Here is a 19,367-nt window from a genome sequence, read left to right as displayed (position 1 = left end):
GTCGGAGGCAGCCGGGGTGTCGGCCGTTCGATCGTGGAAGCTGCTTTGGGCGAGGGAGCAACCGTGCTTGCCGTCGCTCGTGGCACGGAAGCCTTGAAGGAGCTCGCCTGGGAGGCGTCGGGCGTGAAGACGCTTGCCGCCGATGCCACGCAGGACACCGCGCCCGACGCGGTGTTTGCCGCCATGCAGCCGGACGTGCTGGTAGTCTGCGCGGGCGCTTTCGCGCCGTCGGCGTCCATTCAGGACCAGAGCTGGGAAGACTTCTCGACGAATTGGGAGACGGACGTCAAGGCATCGTTCCTGTTCTGCAGGGCCGCCCTCCGGGGCCTGATGAAACCGGGCAGCCGCGTGGTGCTGATCTCCAGCGGCGCGGCATTCAGTGGCGGCCCGCCGAACTCCGGCGGCTATTCCGGCGCCAAGCGCACGCAGATGTTCCTTGCCGCCCACAGCCAGAAAGAAGCCGACCGGCTTGGCCTTGGCCTGCGCTTCATGGCGCTGGCGCCGATGCGCATCATGACCGGGACCGGCGTCGGCCAGCGTGGCATATCCAGCATATCGGCCTATCTCGGCATCAGCCCGGCGGACTTCCTGGCCAGCATGACCGATGTGCAGACGCCCGCCGATGTCGGGCGCGCGGTGGTCGCGCTCGCCGGCGGCAAGGCGCAAGGCACCGCCTTCACGGTCAGCGGCAGCGGCCTTGCCGCGGCGGCATGAGGCGCGCAGGATGCCGGCCGAAATCGACAGCCGAACTGAGCATGGTGGGCTCGACATGACAGACGCTCCCGGCCCGCTTGAGCCGCCGCGCCCGGGAGGCAGGCCGTTCCTCGACCGGCCTGCCTTCGAGCGCCTGACGGCGGCTCATCGCCGCGAGCTCAAGCTGCACTGCTACCGGATGATGGGTTCGCTGCACGAGGCCGACGATCTCGTGCAGGATACGTTCCTCAAGGCATGGCGCGGCCGCGCCCAATATGACGGGCGCGGCTCGCCGCGCGGCTGGCTCTACTCGATAGCCACCAACACCTGCCTCAACGCCATCAAATCCCGTTCATCGGCGCATCGCATTCTCGCGGAGCCCGCACGGCCGCCGACCGAGGGGACGGCCGCCGCCGGACCGGCGGCCGAGCTTTCCTGGCTGGAGCCCTACCCCGACGCCGAATTGCCTGATATCGCCGATGGCGAGCCCGGCCCGGATGCGCGCTACGAGACCGGCGAAGCCGTGCGACTGGCCTTCGTCGCCGCCATCCAGCGTCTGCCGCCAAGGCAGCGCGCAGCCCTTCTGCTGTGCGACGTGCTGGGCTGGTCGGCTGCCGAGACCGCCCAGTTGCTGGGCGGCTCGACCGCCTCGGTCAACAGCGCTTTGCAGCGGGCGCGCGCGACACTCGGCGGGGCCTATCCGCAGGGCCGCCCGTTGCAGCGATCCCAGCCCAGTCCGGAGGAAGGCCTGCTGCTCGAACGCTATATCAGGGCCTGGCAGGCCGCCAACCTCGACGGCTTGATCGCCCTGCTGCGCGAGGACGCCACATACCACATGCCGCCATGGCGCGACTGGTACCAGGGACGCCAGGCGATCCGCTCCTTCTTCCAAACCGTGTGGAGCAATTTCGCCGGCTACCGCGCCGTGCCGACGCGGGCCAATGGCCAGCCTGCCGTCGCGATCTATGCGCGGCGCCACCAGGAGCCGGAATGGCGCGCCCAGTCGCTGCACGTCATCGAGCCAGCCAACGACGCCATCGCCTCGCTGACGGTCTATGTCGGCCCGCTCGGCGCCGGCCTGTTCGCCGCCTTTGGCTTGCCGTCCACATGGTCCGAACCGGAAGCGTGAAGCTCAAATCTCTCTCCTGACAGAAAGCTGGCAGGAGGCCTGGCCTATAGATCGGTCGGGAGCCCGCCGCGGCTTCAGCGATCAAGGAGCCCTGCGATGAATTTCGTCTCTGTCCGCATCATCACCTCGGATGTTCAGCGCCTCGTGCACTTCTATGGCGAGATCACCGGCATGCCGGTGACCGTCTACACGCAGGACTTCGCGGAACTGTCGACGCCTTCCTGCACGCTGGCGATCGGCAGCACGCGCACCTTGATGCTGTTCGGCGGCGACATCGCCCGCCCCGCCGACAACCACACCGCCATCCTCGAATTCCGCGTCGCCGACGTCGATGCCGAATTCGCCCGGCTGTCGGACACGATCAGGAACGTGACCGTGCAGCAGCCGACTACCATGCCCTGGGGCAACCGCTCGCTTTTGTTCCGGGACCCCGACGGCAATCTGGTGAATTTCTTCACGCCGGTGACAGCGGAAGCGATCCGGAAGTTCGACAGATAGAATGCTGGTGTCTCGCAGCCATCGCCAACCGGTCAGCGGGGATTTCCCGTCATGGCGCTCTCCTTGCGCCGGAATGCCCAAAGCGCGAGCGCACCTGGGCGCAGATCATCGGGATAGTCCAGTCGCGCGATGTCCTCGTCTACGGTCCAGGGTGCCGGGAAGTCGGCGGCCACTTCGGCTGCGACGATCCCGGCATCTTCAAAATCCAGATCGGCGGGCTCGCCGTCAAACACGAAGCGAAGCGTGATCCCAACCCCTTCCCAGCGGCAGGTGACCGCCCGAAGCCGGGACGAAACGGCGCCGAGCAGCGCACGCTGCACGGAAAGCAGAAGTTTTGCCTGAATGTCATGCATGCGCGTCCGCCCTACTTCAGGTTCCATTTGCGCACGACCGGCTCGCTCAGGTCATGCTCGTAGCCGAGCACGCTGATGGAGGCCGTGTCGAGCACGAACAGCGCGCCGCCTTCCGGCGGCAGGCCGAGCCAGCGGGCGGTGAGCACACGCAGGAAATGCGCACTGGAAAAGATCAGGATCGAGCCGCCGGCTTCGCGAAGCTGCCTGATGATCCTGTCGGCGCGGGCGCCGACATCGGCGGCCATCTCGCCTTGCGGGCAGCCGTCGCGAAAGACGTTCCAGCCCGGCCGCTCGGCCAGGATTTCATTGGTCGTGCGCCCCTCATAGGCGCCGTAATCCCACTCCTGCAGATCGTCCATTTTGGTGCTTGCCGCACCGAAGCCGGCCAGCACGCTGGTGTTGTAGGCGCGTTGCGAAGGGCTCGACCACACGGCCGAAAACGACAGGCCCTCGAGCCGCTGCGCAACGCCCCGCGCGGCCGCCTCGCCGGCCGGCGTCAGCGGCATGTCGGTGCGGCCGGTGTGCTGCCCCGAAAGGCTCCACGCCGTCTCGCCATGCCGGACCAGATGGATTTGCGGATATGCGTTGCTCATGGGCTGCCTTTCGATGTCTCGGGCCAAGCTGTAACGGGCCGCACCGCACAGTGAAAGGCCCCCGGCTGGCTTACCAATCCGTAAGGTCCCTGACATCGCGTTTTCATGAACCTGTCATGTCCGCACGTCTACGTTTGTCCATCGCGAACTGTGAGACGAGGGACACTTAATGAAAACACTATCTCTGGCGCTGGCGGCGGGCACGCTGACGGCGGCGTTGGCTGGCGCGCTGTCTGATTCCAGCGCGATCGCCGCACCCTACAAGCACGTATTGCTGATCAGCGTCGACGGGCTTCATGCGCTCGATCTGGCGAACTATGTCGCCGCCAATCCGAAAAGCTCGTTCGCCGCGCTGGCCCATACGGGGATTTTCTATCCCAACGCACTCACCAGCGCCCCGTCCGATTCATTCCCCGGCTTTGTCGCACAGGTGACCGGCGGTACGCCCAAATCGACAGGCGTGTTCTACGACGACAGCTATGACCGCACCTATTTCGCGCCGGCTTCGGATTGCAAGGGCGAGGCGGGCGCGGAGGTGGCCTTCGCCGAGAACATCGACGTCGATTCGAAGCGCCTCGATGCCGGCGGCAAGCCAGGCGATTTCCGCAGCCAGATCGACCCGGCAAAGCTGCCGATGACGCTTGTCAACGGCAAGTGCTCGGTGGTCTATCCGCATGATTTCGTGCGGGTCAACAACGTCTTCGAAATCGTGAAAGCTCATGGCGGCCACACGGCCTGGTCCGACAAGCATCCGGCCTACGAATGGCTGAACGGACCTTCGGGCAAAGGCGTCGACGACCTCTACGCCCTGGAACAGGACAGCTTGATTCCTGGCACGAAGGTGAAGACGACCGGCAGCTTCAAGGCCGAGCGCGATTTTGACGAAGCGCGGGTCAAGGCGGTGATCAACGAAATCAGGGGCCTCGACAGCACAGGCGCGCATCCGGCGGCGGTTCCCACGCTTTTCGGGATGAATTTCCAGGCGGTGAGCGTGGGGCAGAAGCTTCCCAAGGCTGGCCCTGGCGACGAGGCCGGCCTGGTCGGCGGCTATCTGGATGCCAGCGGCGCGCCAGGCAATGGTCTCGCCGGTCAACTCGCCTATGTCGATGGCGCTCTTGGCGAACTGATGGTCGCACTCAAGGACAACCACCTCGCCAGTTCGACCCTGATCATCCTTGCCTCGAAGCATGGCCAGTCGCCCATCGACCCGGCGACGTTCCAGCCTTTGGACGATGATCCATACACGAAGACACCGGGCTATGCCTTTCACATCGCCGACGACGCCGCGCTGATCTGGCTCAAACCGCAAGACAGGGTCAAGAACCTCGCGGCGGCGCAGGATTATCTCGAGAAATCGAGCAAGGCCGAAGGCATCGCCCAGATCCAGACGCCGAACGCCCTCGCGCTCGCTTATCAGGATCCGGCCACGGACAGCCGTACGCCGGACTTCATAGCCACGGTCAACCCTGGTGTGGTCTACACATCCGGTTCCAAGATTGCCGAGCATGGCGGCGCCAATGCGAACGATCGTAACGTGGCGCTTCTTATCAGCAGTCCTTCGCTCAAGTCGGCATCGGTGCCAGCCCTGGTGCAGACGACGCAGGTTGCGCCCACCATCCTGCGGGCTCTTGGCTATAACGCGAACGAACTCCAGTCCGTGAAACTCGAAGGCACCCAGGCGCTGCCCGCGACACCGTTCTAATCTACGCTTTGGCGTCATGCCGTTTCAAGATCGGCCGCCGGGCATGCTCGGCGGCCAATCGTTTGTGTCCGGCAATGTTTGCGGACAGGTGACCGCGCGGCTGATGGCAGGCTGCGACTGACTGGCCCATGAGGACCGGCCTGATATCGAGGACTGGCCTGACATCGAGGACTGCCCTGATATCGGCTTGAGTTCCCCCACCCGCGGCCTTTGATCGGCATTGAGGAAGCCGTCGAGGCGCTCAGCTCCGCAATAGCGGCCTGACGGCCTGGCTGACATGACGCGCGATTTCGACCTCGAGGCGCTGACGCTTGCGTACTAGCGCTCGCTTGTTCGGCTTGTAGCCGGCCGGATCGCGTTGAGCCTTCTCGAGGGGCAAGGCATACATCGTTCTACGCACTGGGCGACCCCCGGACTCTGCCCAGAAACTGTCGTAATCGGCTGTGACGCGGCGGCGCAGGGTATAGTCGCTCGAAAAGACGTGGCCAGCGTTCGATGCCGCGACAAGGCCACGGAGTTCGAGCGAGGATGCCAGCGTCTGGGCGACCAGGAGCAGCAGCGTTTTCGGTCGCAGACCTTCCACGGCCTTGGTCAGTATCCGGGAATCCTCGAGACCTTGCGCACCGGTCGACGTCGACTTCAGAGCGCCAATGTAGAGAACCTCGCCACTGCCGCCGAGCTGAAGAAGCGGCCGGTCCACGATCGCGAGACCCATTTCGATAACAGGACGTCCTTGCAGGAAGAGGAGAAGGCGCCACTCCCCCTCTCGGTGCAAACCTGCCTGGCCCGTCAGTTCCACCGTGACCTCACCGGCAACGGTCGGCAGAGCCAAAAGACGATGACCCCGAGTGTGGCTTTCGATCAAGGCGGTATCCGTCAAGAGACGCGCCGCCGCGGTGTAATGACCAACGACGGCAATCGCGCGATGGATACGTTTCAGACTGGTCGCGAGGTACGGGCGAACGGGCTTCAGCGCAATGTTGGGATACTGGGCAAGGATTGGGGCAAACGGCTCAGCACCGAGCGCGGATCGGATGGCGGCAATATCGCGCTGGAACATCCACTGAAGCGCCGACCACTTGGTTGCATGCACCCATCGGTTCAACTGACGCCGAAACCTGGAGGGCGACCGCTTTTGTGAACCCGTTGGCCGTGGTGGCCGCAGAGCGCCTGTGGCAGTCGTCATGCTTGCATTCTCGGTCGGACGCCTCGATCAAAGGCAGCCAATGTCGGATATCCAGCTTACCGCCGCATCGCCACGAACATACAAATTCGTAAGGCAGGACAACCTTTGCCGTGTTCTCCGGTGCGCTGCGGCGTCCCGCGTGCTCGGTCGGCGGGGCTATCCCATGCGCACAGCTGGTTTCATGCGAATGACAGGCGCTAGCGGCGCGGTCCTGCTCTCGGTCCTGACGAACTTTTCGCCGGATTTGCGGGCAATCTGGCGGATCGCCGATCTCTAGGCCAGACCGACTTGTAGCTCATTGCCAGCGGCTCGTCGCGCACGCCATCGTCGGACACTGCTTGGCCACGCGTTGAAGCTATCGCAAAGTCGGCCCTGTTCGTTCGATAATCTTCTTTCTGTACCGACATCCTTTCCTCCCGGTTCGCGGCCTTCATCCCCTCCTTTTCGGCCGAAGGAGAAATTAACTGCCGATCTGTCACCCGAGTCCACCAATTGGGGATTGTATTAAAACGATACACTTCTGGCGCCATAAAAGGCGCCCGATCAGCGATACTGGTCACGGTCGGGCTGGCCCTGATCCGCTTCGCATTGGCACAATGAATGCGCGCGGGACGCACCTATGTTTGGTCTATACTCATCAGGGGTCCGTGCTCAGGCAGCCCGCACAACAGGTCAGGTTATCATGTACAAACATCTGCTCATCGCCACCGACGGATCGGAACTGGCCGACAAGGGCATTGCCCATGGCCTGGCATTGGCAAAAGGCATCGGCGCCACCGTCACTTTCGTCACCGTTTCGGAGCAATTCCCGACGCTGGCATGGGGCGGCGCCATGGCCGGCTACGCGGCTGGCGATGAACTGGCCATCTACCAGGAAGAGGCGCGTAAATACGGCAAGGAGGTGCTCGCCAAATGCAAGGCATCGGCCGACGCCGCCGGCGTGTCCGCCGAGCTTGTACATGTCGAGGACAAACGCCCCGCCGAAGCGATCCTGGAACTGTCGCAGGCGCGAGGTTGCGACCTGATCGTGATGGCCTCGCATGGCCGCCGCGGACTGGGCCGGCTGCTTCTCGGCAGCCAGACGGCGGAAGTGCTGTCCTACACCGCGATCCCGGTACTGGTGGTGCGGTAGAGCTGGAACCGGCTTTCGGAATCGTGCTCAAACACAGTCGAGGGCGCGCCGTGGCGCGGCCGCTAGGCGCAAGCATGCGTTCGATCGTGCCCGGAGGAAAGCCGCGAATGGCGGATGCGGATCGCACCAGGATGATCCCCGGGAGAACGCCGGAATCGGCCGCCATGCTGGCGGATGTCAAACGGGCGATGGCGATCACCGCCCGCCTCAACCGCCTGACGTTCAACGATGCGGACGAAGTCCGCGCCTTGTTCAGCGAACTCATTGGCAGGCAAGTCGACGGCAGCTTTCTGTTGATCCCGCCCTTCTACGCCACGGGCGGGGCCGGCATCCGCGTCGGCCGCAATGTCTTCATCAACCAGAACTGCACTTTTTATGATCTCGGCGGGCTCGACATCGGAGACGACGTGCTGATCGGGCCGAATGTCAGCCTCATCACCTCGGGCCATCCGCTCGAACCGTCGCGGCGGCGCGCCTTCACCACCGCAAGGCCGATCGTCATCGAACGCAATGTCTGGATAGCCGCCGGTGCAACGGTCATCGGCGGCGTGACGGTCGGCGAAAACGCGGTCGTCGCGGCGGGCTCGGTGGTGACCAAGGACGTTCCCCCGAACACGCTTGTCGGCGGAAATCCGGCGAGGGTTATCAGGTCGATCGCCGAGTGAAACCAGCCTCACCGCAGCACCTCCAGCATCAGATACATCCCCAGCGCCAGCAACCCCGAGAAGAACACCGTGCGAAAGGTCTCGACGCTCATCGTCCGGCGCAACGCCTGGCCGATGAACATGCCGGCCAGCGCCGGCACCAGCGCCAGGATAGACCCTGTCAGCTGCGCCGTCGGCGACGCCAGCGCACCCGTCCTGAACAGGCCGATGGCGAGCGCCGCCGTCGAAACGGTGAAGGACAGGCCGAGCGCCTGGATCAGATTCTCCCTCCCCAGCCGCAGCGATTGCAGATAGGGCACGGCCGGGATGACGAAGACACCGGTGGCGCCGGTGACCAGGCCTGTCGCCAAGCCGACCAGCGGTGATGCCCAGGCCTCGTGACGCGCTGGCGTGATGAAGCCAAGCTTGAGCAGGCCGAGAATGGCGTAAAGCACCAGCGCCGCGCCAAGCCCTGCCGAGGCCGCGCCCGAATGTGCGCCGGCGAGCACCCCAGCCCCGGCGACGGTGCCCAGCATGATGCCGGCCATCATCGCCCACAACCGCCTGCACAGGCCCCGGAAGGACGGGCCGATGAACAACTGCCACAGATTGGTGACCAGCGACGGGATCAGGAGCAAAGCGGCCGCCTCCGCCGGAGCCATCGTCACCGCCAGCAACCCCATCGCGACCGTCGGCAGCCCCATGCCGACGACGCCCTTGACCAAGCCGGCGGCAAGGAAGACGGCGCCGATCCAGGCAAGCATGCCGGCGCTCAGCACGAGCACACCTTCATCAGGCAATCAGTCATGCAGCAGCATGTCCGTCGCGTCGGCATCCGGCTTGGGTCTTGCCGGCTTGGGTCTTGCCGGTCTGGGATCGGCACCGGCCGCAGCCGCTATCACAACACATCCGAGGGGCTGCGCCTGCGCCATGGCAAGCGTGGCCACCGCGACCGCCAGCACGATCGCCGCGCTCTCGAGAATGCCGAACCGGCCTGATGTCTTGTCACTCATCGCACACCTCCACCGCAAAGGATTTGACGGACATGTCGGCCGCGCACAATGTGGAAATTGCGCTGTCAGCCTTCGTTCCGGCCGAAGGCTGAGGCCACCACCCGCACGCCTTGCAGGAGCAACAAAGATGCGCTTCGATCTCACTGATCTTCGGCTGTTCCTACTGGTGGCCGAACGCGGCAGCATCACCCATGGCGCCGAACTCGCCGGGCTGGCCCTGGCCTCGGCGAGCGCCCGCATCAAGGGCATGGAGGAGCGGCTCGGCGCACCACTTCTGGAGCGCCGCCGCCGTGGCGTGGTGCCGACGGCCGCCGGCCACGCGCTGCTGCACCATGCGCGCGCGGTGCAGAACCAGATCGAGGCGATGGCGGGCGATCTCGGCGCCTATGCCGGCGGCCTGCGGGCGCGTGTACGGCTGATGGCCAACACCGCCGCGACGGCCGAGATGGTGCGCGACATCCTGCCGGCTTTCCTGGTGGCGCATCCCGGCATCGACATCGATCTCGACGAACGTCCCAGCCATGAGATCGCCGAAGCGGTGGCCAGCGGCGCCGCCGACCTCGGCATCGCCGCGACGTGGGCCGGTCTTTCGCATCTCGAGCAGAAACCGTTCTGCATCGATCGGCTGGTGGTGATCGCCGCGCGGCACTGGCTCAGCCTCGCCGGCCTGCATGCCGCCAACCTCACCGAAATCATGAGCGAATCCTTTGTCGGCCTCGGCCTCGGCCATCCTCTGCAGGAGCACATCACCCGCCAGGCCGCCAGGCTCGGCGGCCATCTGCACATGCGCATCCGCGTGCCCGGCCTCGACAATGTCTGCCGGCTGGTGGCGCAGGGCGCCGGCATCGCCATCGTGCCCGAAAGTGCCGCGCGCCGCTACGCCCGCACGTTGCGCAGCCTGCGGCTGACGGACGACTGGGCGACGCGGCAGCTCAACCTTTGTGCACGCGGCTTCGACGAGTTGACGCCGCAGGCAAAGCTGCTGGCGGCGGCGCTGGTGTGAGGACTAGGGGTTCGTACTGTTGGCGCGCCAAAACCTGCCAAGGCTTGCGTAGTTCTTGCGCGGGCCTTTGACCCGCCACGCCTCGGCCCATTCATCCGGCCCGCGAAAGAACAAGCGCCCGACATAGAGATCGGCGCCGCAGAGATGGCGGACGGTCTGCGCCGCCTCCGGTCCGAGCGCGATGAAATCGCGGCCGTCGGCATGAAGGATGCGCATCGCCCCCTCGCCCGGCTCGAGCCGATAGCGCCGGCTTGCCGACATTTCTCGCGAACCGCTCCGCATCGTGCCATGCTCGGTGAAAGCGTCAGCCGTCACAACGGCCTCGCCGCTGAAACGGTAAGTCGCACCGGCGAGGAAATCGATCATGGTGCGGCGGACTTTCCAGTCGCCGACAAGACGGCCTGCCACTGCCGTTCCGCCTTGGACGGCGCGATCGACCACATTTCTTTCGTCAAATGCCACGGGGCGGTGCGTTCTCACGAAGCAATGAACCCTCTCTACGGCGCCTTGCCCATGACATGCAGTGCATTGGTTGCGGCGGTGATTTCGATGAAGTCCCGGGGACAGTCGCGCAACGCCAGCCGGTAGAGCCGCAGGGACTCCTCGTCGCGGTGCTGCAGCCGCAAGAATTCGGCGGTGTTGAAATTCGCCTCGCAGACCTGCTCGTTCTGCTTCGCCGCGTCGGGATTGTCGGCGGCGGCGAGCGCCGCCTCGGGCGTCTCGTCGCCCAGCAGCATGCGTACCAGCGGCGCCGGCCATTTCGTCATGTCGAGCTTGGCGTCGCGTAGAACGCTCGGCTGCCCGTTGCGACGCCGCGCAAGATCCGCCCAGATCGCAAAATAGGCATCCTTCGGCCGCATCCGGGCGCCCATTTCGAGGTCGGCCTGCGCGCTTGCCGGCGACCCGAGATAGAACTGCGCGATGCCCCGGCTCTGATAGGCGCCGGCATATTGCGGGCTGAGGCGCACCGCTTGATCGTAGTCGGCGAAAGCGTCGCTGTAGGCGCTCTTGTAGATATTGGCGAGGCCGCGCGTTTCATAGGCGGTGGCGTAGTTGGCGTCGAGGCGGATCGCCTGATCGCAGTCCGATATGGCGCGGTTGTATCGCGCCTCGTAGATCCAGACGCGGCAGCGGCCGACATAGGCGCTGGCGTAGTCCGGGCTGAGCGTGATCGCCTTGTCATAGTCCGCCATCGCATAGCCGAACTGGCCCTTGCGCGCCCAGGCGGCGCCGCGGTTCCTGTGAGGCCGCGCATAACCGGCATCGATGAGGATCGCCACATTGTAATCGGCAATCGCACGGTCGTACTCACCCTTGTCCATCAGCGACAGGCCGCGATTGTCGTAAGGCTGCGCATATTTGGGATCGATGGCGATCGCCTGGCCGTAGTCCGCTATGGCACGGTCGAGATCGCCCTTGTCGGACCACGCCAGGCCACGATTGTTGTAGGCCCTGGCATAGGACGGATCGATGCCAATCGCCTTGTCGAAATCCGCTATGGCGCGGTCCGGGTCCTTCTTCAGCGACCACGTCCAGCCACGATCATTATAGGCCAAAGCATCCCTGGCATCGATATCGATGGCCTGGCCGTAATCCGCAATGGCGCGATCATAGTCCTTGCGGTCGCGCCAGACACCGCCGCGTTGTCGCAAGGTCTCGCCATCCCTGGGGTCGAGCTTGATGGCCTCGCCATAATCGGCGATGGCGCGATCAGGGTCGCCCTTCCTGGCCCAGGCATCGCCGCGCCGGCGCCAGGCACTGACATGCTTAGGGTCGAGGCTGATCGCCTGGCCATAGTCGGCGATGGCGCGCTCGTCATTGCCCTTGTGCGCCCAGGCGAGTCCAAGGTTGAAATATTGATCGGGGTATTGCGGATCGAGAAAGATCGCCTGGCTGTAACTGGTTATGGCCTGGTCGTAGTCGCCGGTGCGCAGAAAGGCATTGCCGCGGTTGTTGTAGGCGGAGCTGTTTGCCGGGTCGAGGCTGATCGCCTTGTCGAGATCGGCGACGGCTTTGACGTAGTCGCGCTTGATGTCGTTCCAGATCAGGCCCCGGTTGCCGTAGGCGACAGCGAGTTGCGGATTGAGGAGGATGGCCTGGCTGTAATCGGCCAGGGCGCGGTCGTAGTCCTTCTTCTGGCCCCAGGCCAGGCCACGGTTGTTGAAGGCGTCGGCGTCTTTCGGGTCAAGGTTGATCGCCTCGCCATAGTCGGCAATGGCGAGGTCATACGCGCCCATATCCGCCAATGCGTTGGCACGGTTGACAAAGGCCAGGGCCCGGTTGCTCGGGGTCGTCGCCTTGTCGTCGATGACGCTTTTGCAGGCGGCAATCCGCTGGGCGGTGACAAGCTTGTCGTTGGCGCAGTCCTCGAGGCTGCCGGCCAAAGCGGGAACACCGAGTGCAAGCAGAATGGCGAGACTGCCGAGCGCGCGCCGCGCGGGCATGATCAGGCGCCGAAACCTATGAAGCATCATGTCAGCAGAATCTGGATCACACTTGCGGATTGTCAGCCTTATGCCGACTTGATCAGGCAAATTCCTGATCGCCGCAAGTCACCGCGCAAAAGAAATCCGCTCAGGACCCAATTCCGCCACGCAAGCAACGTGGCCGCGCGCCTCATCTCGACCACGGTGCGCGGCGGAAAGTCTCGGCCGGATCGATCGCGTCGGAACACACCGAACCGGCCCCCTGCATGGGAGCCGGCTGCTCTTCTCCTGTGGCAGGCGAACGCCTGTCCCGGATGGACGGCTCAGGCCGCCGTCGGGTAGTCCGTATAGCCCTTGGCGTTGCCGCCATAGAACGTTGCATTGTCCGGAACGTTCAATTCGACATTCTGCTTCAGGCGGCTGACGAGGTCCGGATTGGCGATGAACAGCTTGCCGAACGCGACAAGGTCGGCATAACCGTCGCCGACAGCCTTCTCAGCCAATTGCTTGTCATAGCCATTGTTCACCAGCCAGGCGCCCTGCCCGCCAGCCTTGCGATAGCTGTCCTTGAGCTCGGCATAGGAGAACGGCTTGTCGCCCTGGCTGAAGTCGCGCGCGCCGCCGGTCGCGCCTTCGACGACATGGATAAAGGCCAGGCCGCGGCTGCCGAGGCCCGCCACCACGTGGTTGAACAGCGGCTGCGGATCGGCGTCCGACGTGTCGTTGGCCGGCGTCACCGGCGACAGCCTGATCCCGGTCTTGCCGGCGCCGATCGCGCCAGTGACGGCATCGACCACCTCGAACAGCAAGCGCGTCCGGTTCTCGATGGAGCCGCCATAATCGTCGGTGCGATGGTTGGTGCCCGAACGCAGGAACTGGTCGATGAGATAGCCATTGGCGCCATGGATCTCGACGCCGTCGAAACCCGCCACCTCGATCGCGGCCTTGGCGGCGCGGCGATAGTCATCGATGATGCCGGGGATTTCGGCCGTCTCAAGTGCGCGGGGCTCGGAGGTTTCGACAAACTCGCCGCTGCCATCCGGCTTGACGAGGAAAGTCTTGGATTTTGCCCTGATCGCGGACGCCGACACCGGCTTGCCGCCGCCCGGCTGCAGCGAATCGTGCGAGATGCGCCCGACATGCCAGAGCTGGACCACGATCTTGCCGCCGGCCTTGTGGACGGCGTCTGTGACACGCTTCCAGCCGGCAAGCTGGTCGGCCCCGTAGAGGCCAGGCACGTTGGCATAGCCTTGGCCCTGATGGCTGATGGCGGTCGCCTCGGTGACGATAAGGCCAGCCGTGGCCCGCTGGCTGTAATAGGTTACTGACAGGTCGCCAGGCACCGCATTGGGCGAGCGGTTGCGCGTCAGCGGCGCCATGACGATGCGGTTCGCCAGCGCCAGGTCGCCGACGCGCAGGGGATCAAAAAGGGTAGCCATGAGAAAATGCCTTTCATGCACTTGGGGGGAGGACGGGGAGGATAGTCAGAGACCGGACAGGGCGGCCCGGAAGGCGGCGATGGTTTCTTCGTTGCGTTTGTAGAACACCCATTGGCCGACCCGCCGCGTCGTCACGAGGTCGGCCGAAGCGAGCGTCGCCAGATGCGCCGAGACACTGGACTGCGCCAGGCCCCGATGGTCGAACTGGCTGGCGCAGACGCCCATCTCGAGCGGATGCGCCTGCGCGGCGAAGTGCTTCTCAGGCTCCTTCAGCCACGCCAGCACATCGCGCCGAAACGGATGCGCCAGCGCCTTCAATATGATGTCGTTGTCCATCTTCGCCCTGCATCGATCTTATCAGATATATAGATCGGGGAGAGACGATATGGCAGGAAATCCATGCCATTGTTGAGAGTGATTGGAGAATGCGTTTCCGATCGCACCGGATCGGGATCAGCATTAATACCGCGAAAGCAGCGCTCTACGGCGCCCCCCTCTGTCCTACCGGACATCTCCCCCACAAGGGGGGAGATTAGTTGCCATCCCCGCTTTCGCCAATCTCCAACGTTGAAAGAAGGGGCTGGACGATGAAGCTGCCAATCTCCCCCCTCGTGGGGGAGATGTCCGGCAGGACAGAGGGGGCGCTGCCCCGCCAGCCTCCGGCAACTTCTACAGCGAACTCCGGCTGTGTGCGCAGATGGCCGTGGCAGCTGTCTCAGTCACCGCTGTCGAAGTAGCGACCGAGGTCGGCGCCGATCACACCACCGCCAATACCTTGCCCGTGTCGTGCTGGCGCACGAAATCCACACGGCTGCCGTCCCAATGATAGGAGTAGTGCCGGCCCTGCACCGGGACGGGGATGACGTCGGGCCAGAAGATGCCGATGCATTGCCCGCCGGGCATGCGCACGCTGTTCCAAAGCAGCCCGTCGCTGCCTTGCGCGCGCAGCGCCCGCCCCTCCGCCTGCGAGGCGGTGTAGTCGTCGGGGTCGAGCACGCCGGGCACGGCGTTGACGTCATCGAGGTCGCGGTCGACGCTGCCGATCAGCACGCGAAAGTCAGCCGTCCAGCCTGGATCCTCATTGGTGGCGCGCATGAAATTCTGATGGTGGTGGATGGTCTCGGCCAGCGCCACATCCTCGCTGTCGCCGGCATAATAGAGCCCGTAGCTGCCATCGGAGAAACGGCCGGGCCGCAGGACGGAACAATGCACGAAAGGCGCCATGACGAAGCTGGCGCCCGGGCCGGACACCCGCCTTGCCGCCGCGACCTTGCCGAGGTCGCCGATCTCGAGGCGGATGCGCGGGTTGGTCTTCTCCTCGACGGAAGCCAGCGCCTCCCAGTCGCGCGGATCGGCTATGTCCTCGAACAGGTCGATCGGCGGATGGATGGAGCGGATGATGCGGAAGGTCTGGTGCCAGTGGACGCGGCGCCGCACCGCGAACCCACTCACCATGCACCACGCTCCGCATCGAGCCATTCGCGCATGGCGGCAAGGTCGGAGATTTCGCCGCGCAGCATCAGGTCGAGCGCCGACTGGCCGCCGAAAGTGGCATTGGGCTTGCGGATCCAGGCATAGCCGCGCGCCGGCTCCGTGAAGAGGTAGCGCAGACCCTTGTGGATGCCCATCAGATGCGCCATGCGGGTACGCAGGTCGCGGTCGATCCGACCGATGCCGCCCTCTTTCCAACGAGCCCAGGTGCGCGCCGACATCCCGCCAAGCAGGATGCAGGCTTCGAGGTCGGTGAGGTTCCACGCCTTGAACAGATTGACCGTGGTACGCGCGAGCGCGCCCGCCTCTTCATCCGAAATGGCCGCTCCGACAGTGGCCGGCGTTGTGACGATTGCCTCAAGCTGCATTTTGCTCACCCTATTGGCAGAGATATAGCATGTATTTGCCATTTGGCAAGGAGAAGAGCGACAAACCATGTGCGGTCGCTTCGCTCGATCGCATGATCAAGAACATGAATTTTCCAGCGTCGGCGCCGCCCCTCATCCGCCTGCCGGCACCTTCTCCCCGTAAACGGGGAGAAGACCACTGGCCGCACCGTCGGCGCTCTTCTTTTGACGCCGGTGATTGGCGAAAGCGGCAATGACAGCGTCCTTCGCCCCGTTTACGGGGAGAAGATGGCGGCAGCCAGATGAGGGGCGGCGCCAGCGCCAGAAAGCCTGCCCACGAGCAGAAACAGCCTACGTCGCGCGCCGCTCGTCACGGCGCGCCGTATTGCTCCTTACTCAGCCGCCTCATATCCGGCGATGCCCTTGATCTCCAGGAAATCCTCCAGCCCGTATTCGGCGTATTCGCGGCCGTTGCCGGACTGCTTGTAGCCGCCGAAGGGTAGGCCGGCGTCCCAGGTCGGGTAGTTGATGTAGACATTGCCGGAGCGCATGCGCGCCGCCACGTCGCGGGCCTTCTGGATGTCCTTGGCCTGGATGTAGGAGGCAAGGCCGTAGACCGTGTCGTTGGCCTGCTCGACCGCCTGTTCGACCGTGTCGTAGGGCAGGATCGCCAGCACCGGCCCGAAGATCTCCTCGCGCGCGATGCGCATGTCGTGGGTGACGTCGGCGAACACGGTCGGCCTGACATAATAGCCGCGGTTGAGTTCGGCCGGACGGCCGGGGCCGCCCGCCACCAGCGTCGCGCCTTCATCGATACCGCTCTGGATCAGGTCCTGGATCTTGTCGAACTGGATCTGGCTGACAACGGGGCCGAGCTTGGTGTTGGCGCCGTCGGCCGGGCCGACCACGAACTTCTCCGCTGCCGCCTTGGCATAGCCGGCGGCCTCGTCATGACGGTCGCGCGGCACGAACATGCGGGTCGGCGCATTGCAGGACTGGCCTGAGTTGCTGAAGCAGCCGGCGACGCCCTTGGTGACGGCCTTGGCAAGGTCGACATCCGGGAACAGGATGTTGGCCGACTTGCCGCCCAGTTCCTGGTGCACGCGCTTGACCGTGTCGGCCGCCGCCTTGGCCACCAGGATGCCGGCGCGGGTCGAGCCGGTGAACGACATCATGTCGATGTCGGGGTGGCTGGACAGCGCCTGGCCGACGCCAGGGCCATCGCCGTTGACGAGGTTGAACACCCCCTTCGGCACACCGGCCTCGTCGATGATCTCGGCGAAGATGATGGCGTCGAGCGGCGCGATCTCCGACGGCTTCAGCACCATGGTGCAGCCGGCGGCGAGCGCGGGACCGACCTTGCAGGTGATCTGGTTCAGCGGCCAGTTCCACGGCGTGATCAGGCCGACGACGCCGATCGGCTCCTTGACGATCAGCGAACTGCCCTTGACGTGGCGGAACTGGAACGTCTTCAGCACCTCCGCCATCTTCTGCAGATGCGCAAGACCAACGCCGACCTGGCTGTCGAGCGCCATCTGGCGCGGCGCACCCATCTCGCGCGACACGGCGAGCGCCAGGTCTTTCGAGCGCTTCTTGTAGACTTCGATGATGCGGTTGAGGATATCGAGGCGCTCTTCCACCGAGGTGAAACCGTAGGTGTTGAAGGCGCGCTTGGCGGCGGCCACCGCCTTGTCGACATCGGCCTTGGAGCCGAGCGAGATCTGCGCGAAGGCATCCTCGTTCGACGGATCGATGACATCGAGCGTGTTAGGCACAACAGGATCGACCCACGCGCCATCGATATAGAACTGCAAATTGTGTGACATGGTTTTCTCCTCGGGAGTGCCGCATGGCCGTTTCGGCCGTGATATTCGGTTAGAAATAACGATGCACAAACCGTGCTGTCAAACGCAACCCCCGAACTGGTTGATCCAGCGCGCCAGTGATTGAGCCAGACGCGTTGGGCCAGCAGACCTACCGTATTCGGCGGCAGAAGTCAGGACGAACTACAGCAGCGTATGACCCGCCTCGCCCAACAGCCGTCTCGCCGCATCCTGATCCGCCAATTTCACCAGCAAGTGATCGCCGTCGAAGGTGGACACCAGAAAGATGCCCAGCCCGTTTTCCGACAGCGGCTGGATGACCGACAACACGATGCCGGTTTCGTCGAAAGCAAAGGGTCCCTGCAATTTGAAGGCGACCCAGTCGCGATCATGCTTGACCGTGCCGGGAATGCGATCCTGCAGGCAGGTGACCGAAAGCTCGTCGTCGGTCCTTGTGATGCTGACGAAACCCGGCCCGTCCGCCCAGCCGGGAATGCCGTCGCCCGCCCCGAGCCGTGAAATCGCGTAAAGCCCGGGAAGCTGCTTCAATTTGATCGTGGCAGCCATCGTCGTATGCGCTCCTCCGATTGCCCGCTATCGCGTCAATTTCTTGCTCATATAGACCGTCATGCCACCCATGAACGGCTCCTCCCGGTCGACCGTATAGCCATGGCTTTTGTACAACAACACATTGGCCTCGAAGGCGCCATTGGTCAGCAGGCGCACCTCGGCACGGCCTGCTTCGACCGCCTTTTGCTCGGCCCGCTCCAGCAACATTCGGCCGATGCCTCTGCCCTGTGCCTGCGGCGCGACGCAGACATTCTCGATCCACAGATGGTCGTCTGCCAGCATGGTTTCGATCATCCCGACGATGCGCCCGTCCTCGACAGCGAGCTCGAACGGATGTTCGGCGACGGCCTTGTCGTAATCTGCGCGCATCGGCAGCGGCTCGCGGCCGATCACCGGCACCCATTTGGCATAGGCCGCGCGCACGATGTCCCTGATCGCGGCGGCGTCGGCGGGTTCGGCGGGCCGAAACCGGATGGAATTTCTCGTCATCACAATGCTCCAGGCATGAAAAACCCGCCGGCGGGTGAGGCGGGCGGGCGGGAAACGAACGAACCGGATCGATGATGCCGGGTTATCGTCGCGCAATCAGCCTGCCGCTCCGCGCTGGGCGGGAACGGCGTCGCTTGTTGGCGGGCGCGAAAACGAACATGGCGCCAAGCTGGCGCAGGACGGGCGCCGGTGTCAAGGACGTCTGCACCAATCGCCGATTGCATTATGGTCCCTCGACGCAAACGATCCCTGATGGCGTGCGGGTGCTGGCCGACTGGCGCCGCCCTTCCCCGGCCACCACCTCGATTACCCCACCCGCCGCCAGGCGACGCCGGCTTCTCGCTGCTGGTCGATGCGCTGTCGCGGCTAGAGCATGATCCGAAAAGTGGAACTGCGCCGACAGTCGCTCTATCTTCGCAGCCAGATTTTTACGGAGCCATCGCCGTGACCGTGACCGACCTCTATCGAGCCTATATCGACTGCCTCAACAACCAGGACTGGCAAAGGCTGCATCGCTTCGTCCATGACGAGGTGCACTACAACGGTGATCGTGTCGGCCTGTCAGGCTACCGTGCCATGCTGGAGCGGGATTTCCGCGAAATTCCGGATCTCTATTTCGATGTCCAGCTGCTGATTGCCGAACCGCCCTTCATCGCCAGCCGCCTGCAATTCAATTGCACGCCGAAGGCAACCTTCTTCGGCCTGCCCATCAACGGCAAAAAAATCTCGTTCAGCGAGAACGTGTTTTATGAATTTCTGAACGACCGGATCAGGAACGTCTGGTCGGTGATCGACAAGGCGGCGATCGAGGCGCAGCTTTGACGGCATGTCGCTGC

General features: G+C 64.4%; 22 protein-coding genes. 8 read left to right on the top strand and 14 right to left on the bottom strand.

Annotation, left to right across the window (positions count from 1 at the left end; genetic code table 11):
- Positions 1-33: 33 nt before the first annotated feature.
- The 3 genes from EB233_RS13275 (at position 34) to EB233_RS13265 (ending at position 2,320) form a co-directional block, all read left to right on the top strand.
- The gene (locus EB233_RS13275) at positions 34-714 is read left to right on the top strand and encodes an SDR family oxidoreductase (protein WP_244277641.1); all 681 of its coding nucleotides are present in this window, start codon (positions 34-36) and stop codon (positions 712-714) included.
- Between the two features lie 55 nt (positions 715-769).
- Positions 770-1,822, top strand: a complete 1,053-nt coding sequence (locus tag EB233_RS13270) for a sigma-70 family RNA polymerase sigma factor (protein WP_064989155.1) — start codon at positions 770-772, stop codon at positions 1,820-1,822.
- A gap of 96 nt (positions 1,823-1,918) precedes the next feature.
- Positions 1,919-2,320, top strand: a complete 402-nt coding sequence (locus EB233_RS13265; protein ID WP_064989109.1) for a VOC family protein — start codon at positions 1,919-1,921, stop codon at positions 2,318-2,320.
- Positions 2,321-2,352: 32 nt separating this feature from the next.
- Here EB233_RS13265 and EB233_RS13260 read toward each other — a convergent pair whose 3' ends face one another.
- Together EB233_RS13260 and EB233_RS13255 are read right to left on the bottom strand one after the other, a co-directional pair.
- Positions 2,353-2,673 carry a MafI2 family immunity protein gene (locus tag EB233_RS13260; protein WP_064989110.1) on the bottom strand — a complete coding sequence of 107 codons (321 nt, stop codon included), beginning with the start codon at positions 2,671-2,673 and terminating at the stop codon, positions 2,353-2,355.
- 11 nt (positions 2,674-2,684) lie between these two features.
- Positions 2,685-3,266, bottom strand: coding sequence for a histidine phosphatase family protein (locus EB233_RS13255; RefSeq protein ID WP_027052208.1), 582 nt, complete (start codon positions 3,264-3,266; stop codon positions 2,685-2,687).
- A 169-nt stretch (positions 3,267-3,435) separates the two neighbouring features.
- On the opposite strand from EB233_RS13255, the gene EB233_RS13250 reads away from it, so the two are divergent.
- Positions 3,436-4,968, top strand: coding sequence for an alkaline phosphatase family protein (locus EB233_RS13250; protein ID WP_064989111.1), 1,533 nt, complete (start codon positions 3,436-3,438; stop codon positions 4,966-4,968).
- 241 nt (positions 4,969-5,209) lie between these two features.
- On the opposite strand, the gene EB233_RS13245 is transcribed toward EB233_RS13250, so the two are convergent.
- Complete coding sequence (locus tag EB233_RS13245; protein WP_064989156.1) at positions 5,210-6,028, bottom strand: VirK/YbjX family protein; 819 nt, start codon at positions 6,026-6,028, stop codon at positions 5,210-5,212.
- Between the two features lie 808 nt (positions 6,029-6,836).
- Here EB233_RS13245 and EB233_RS13240 point away from each other — a divergent pair.
- Positions 6,837-7,286: a universal stress protein gene (locus EB233_RS13240; protein WP_027052204.1), complete on the top strand. Its 450-nt coding sequence runs from the start codon at positions 6,837-6,839 to the stop codon at positions 7,284-7,286.
- Positions 7,287-7,393: 107 nt separating this feature from the next.
- Positions 7,394-7,951: a sugar O-acetyltransferase gene (locus EB233_RS13235; protein WP_064989112.1), complete on the top strand. Its 558-nt coding sequence runs from the start codon at positions 7,394-7,396 to the stop codon at positions 7,949-7,951.
- A gap of 8 nt (positions 7,952-7,959) precedes the next feature.
- Here EB233_RS13235 and EB233_RS13230 read toward each other — a convergent pair whose 3' ends face one another.
- Both EB233_RS13230 and EB233_RS13225 read right to left on the bottom strand, forming a co-directional pair.
- Positions 7,960-8,709 (bottom strand): sulfite exporter TauE/SafE family protein, encoded by a 750-nt coding sequence (locus EB233_RS13230; protein ID WP_064989157.1) that lies wholly within the window; start codon positions 8,707-8,709, stop codon positions 7,960-7,962.
- A 21-nt stretch (positions 8,710-8,730) separates the two neighbouring features.
- Complete coding sequence (locus EB233_RS13225; protein ID WP_064989113.1) at positions 8,731-8,943, bottom strand: hypothetical protein; 213 nt, start codon at positions 8,941-8,943, stop codon at positions 8,731-8,733.
- 127 nt (positions 8,944-9,070) lie between these two features.
- Between EB233_RS13225 and EB233_RS13220 the strand changes: the two genes are divergently transcribed.
- Complete coding sequence (locus EB233_RS13220) at positions 9,071-9,946, top strand: LysR substrate-binding domain-containing protein (RefSeq protein WP_064989114.1); 876 nt, start codon at positions 9,071-9,073, stop codon at positions 9,944-9,946.
- Between the two features lie 3 nt (positions 9,947-9,949).
- Here the strand turns inward: EB233_RS13220 and EB233_RS13215 are convergent, their stop codons facing one another.
- From EB233_RS13215 to EB233_RS13175, 9 genes are all read right to left on the bottom strand, one after another.
- Positions 9,950-10,354: a DUF6314 family protein gene (locus EB233_RS13215; RefSeq protein WP_155765329.1), complete on the bottom strand. Its 405-nt coding sequence runs from the start codon at positions 10,352-10,354 to the stop codon at positions 9,950-9,952.
- A gap of 89 nt (positions 10,355-10,443) precedes the next feature.
- Positions 10,444-12,390, bottom strand: a complete 1,947-nt coding sequence (locus EB233_RS13210) for a tetratricopeptide repeat protein (protein WP_171892231.1) — start codon at positions 12,388-12,390, stop codon at positions 10,444-10,446.
- A 305-nt stretch (positions 12,391-12,695) separates the two neighbouring features.
- A complete protein-coding gene (locus EB233_RS13205; RefSeq protein WP_064989117.1) occupies positions 12,696-13,811 on the bottom strand; it encodes an alkene reductase in 1,116 nt (371 codons plus the stop codon).
- A 45-nt stretch (positions 13,812-13,856) separates the two neighbouring features.
- Positions 13,857-14,147: an ArsR/SmtB family transcription factor gene (locus EB233_RS13200; RefSeq protein WP_064989118.1), complete on the bottom strand. Its 291-nt coding sequence runs from the start codon at positions 14,145-14,147 to the stop codon at positions 13,857-13,859.
- Between the two features lie 420 nt (positions 14,148-14,567).
- Positions 14,568-15,266, bottom strand: a complete 699-nt coding sequence (locus EB233_RS13195; RefSeq protein WP_064989119.1) for an RES family NAD+ phosphorylase — start codon at positions 15,264-15,266, stop codon at positions 14,568-14,570.
- Positions 15,260-15,670, bottom strand: coding sequence for an MbcA/ParS/Xre antitoxin family protein (locus EB233_RS13190; RefSeq protein WP_064989158.1), 411 nt, complete (start codon positions 15,668-15,670; stop codon positions 15,260-15,262). The genes EB233_RS13195 and EB233_RS13190 overlap by 7 nt, the downstream gene beginning before the upstream one ends.
- A 371-nt stretch (positions 15,671-16,041) precedes the next feature.
- Positions 16,042-17,475 carry an aldehyde dehydrogenase family protein gene (locus EB233_RS13185; RefSeq protein WP_064989120.1) on the bottom strand — a complete coding sequence of 478 codons (1,434 nt, stop codon included), beginning with the start codon at positions 17,473-17,475 and terminating at the stop codon, positions 16,042-16,044.
- Between the two features lie 180 nt (positions 17,476-17,655).
- On the bottom strand, positions 17,656-18,039 hold the full coding sequence (locus EB233_RS13180) for an ACT domain-containing protein (protein ID WP_064989121.1): 384 nt from the start codon (positions 18,037-18,039) through the stop codon (positions 17,656-17,658).
- A gap of 27 nt (positions 18,040-18,066) precedes the next feature.
- The gene (locus tag EB233_RS13175) at positions 18,067-18,531 is read right to left on the bottom strand and encodes a GNAT family N-acetyltransferase (protein ID WP_064989122.1); all 465 of its coding nucleotides are present in this window, start codon (positions 18,529-18,531) and stop codon (positions 18,067-18,069) included.
- A 444-nt stretch (positions 18,532-18,975) separates the two neighbouring features.
- Between EB233_RS13175 and EB233_RS13170 the strand changes: the two genes are divergently transcribed.
- The gene (locus EB233_RS13170) at positions 18,976-19,353 is read left to right on the top strand and encodes an ester cyclase (protein WP_064989123.1); all 378 of its coding nucleotides are present in this window, start codon (positions 18,976-18,978) and stop codon (positions 19,351-19,353) included.
- Positions 19,354-19,367 lie beyond the last annotated feature (14 nt).

Origin of the sequence: Mesorhizobium erdmanii (genome assembly GCF_013170725.1) — a bacterium.
GTDB classification, from domain to species: Bacteria; Pseudomonadota; Alphaproteobacteria; order Rhizobiales; family Rhizobiaceae; genus Mesorhizobium; species Mesorhizobium erdmanii.
The sequence above is the reverse complement of the archived record's forward strand: the minus strand, read 5'-3'. Positions and strand labels throughout refer to the sequence as shown.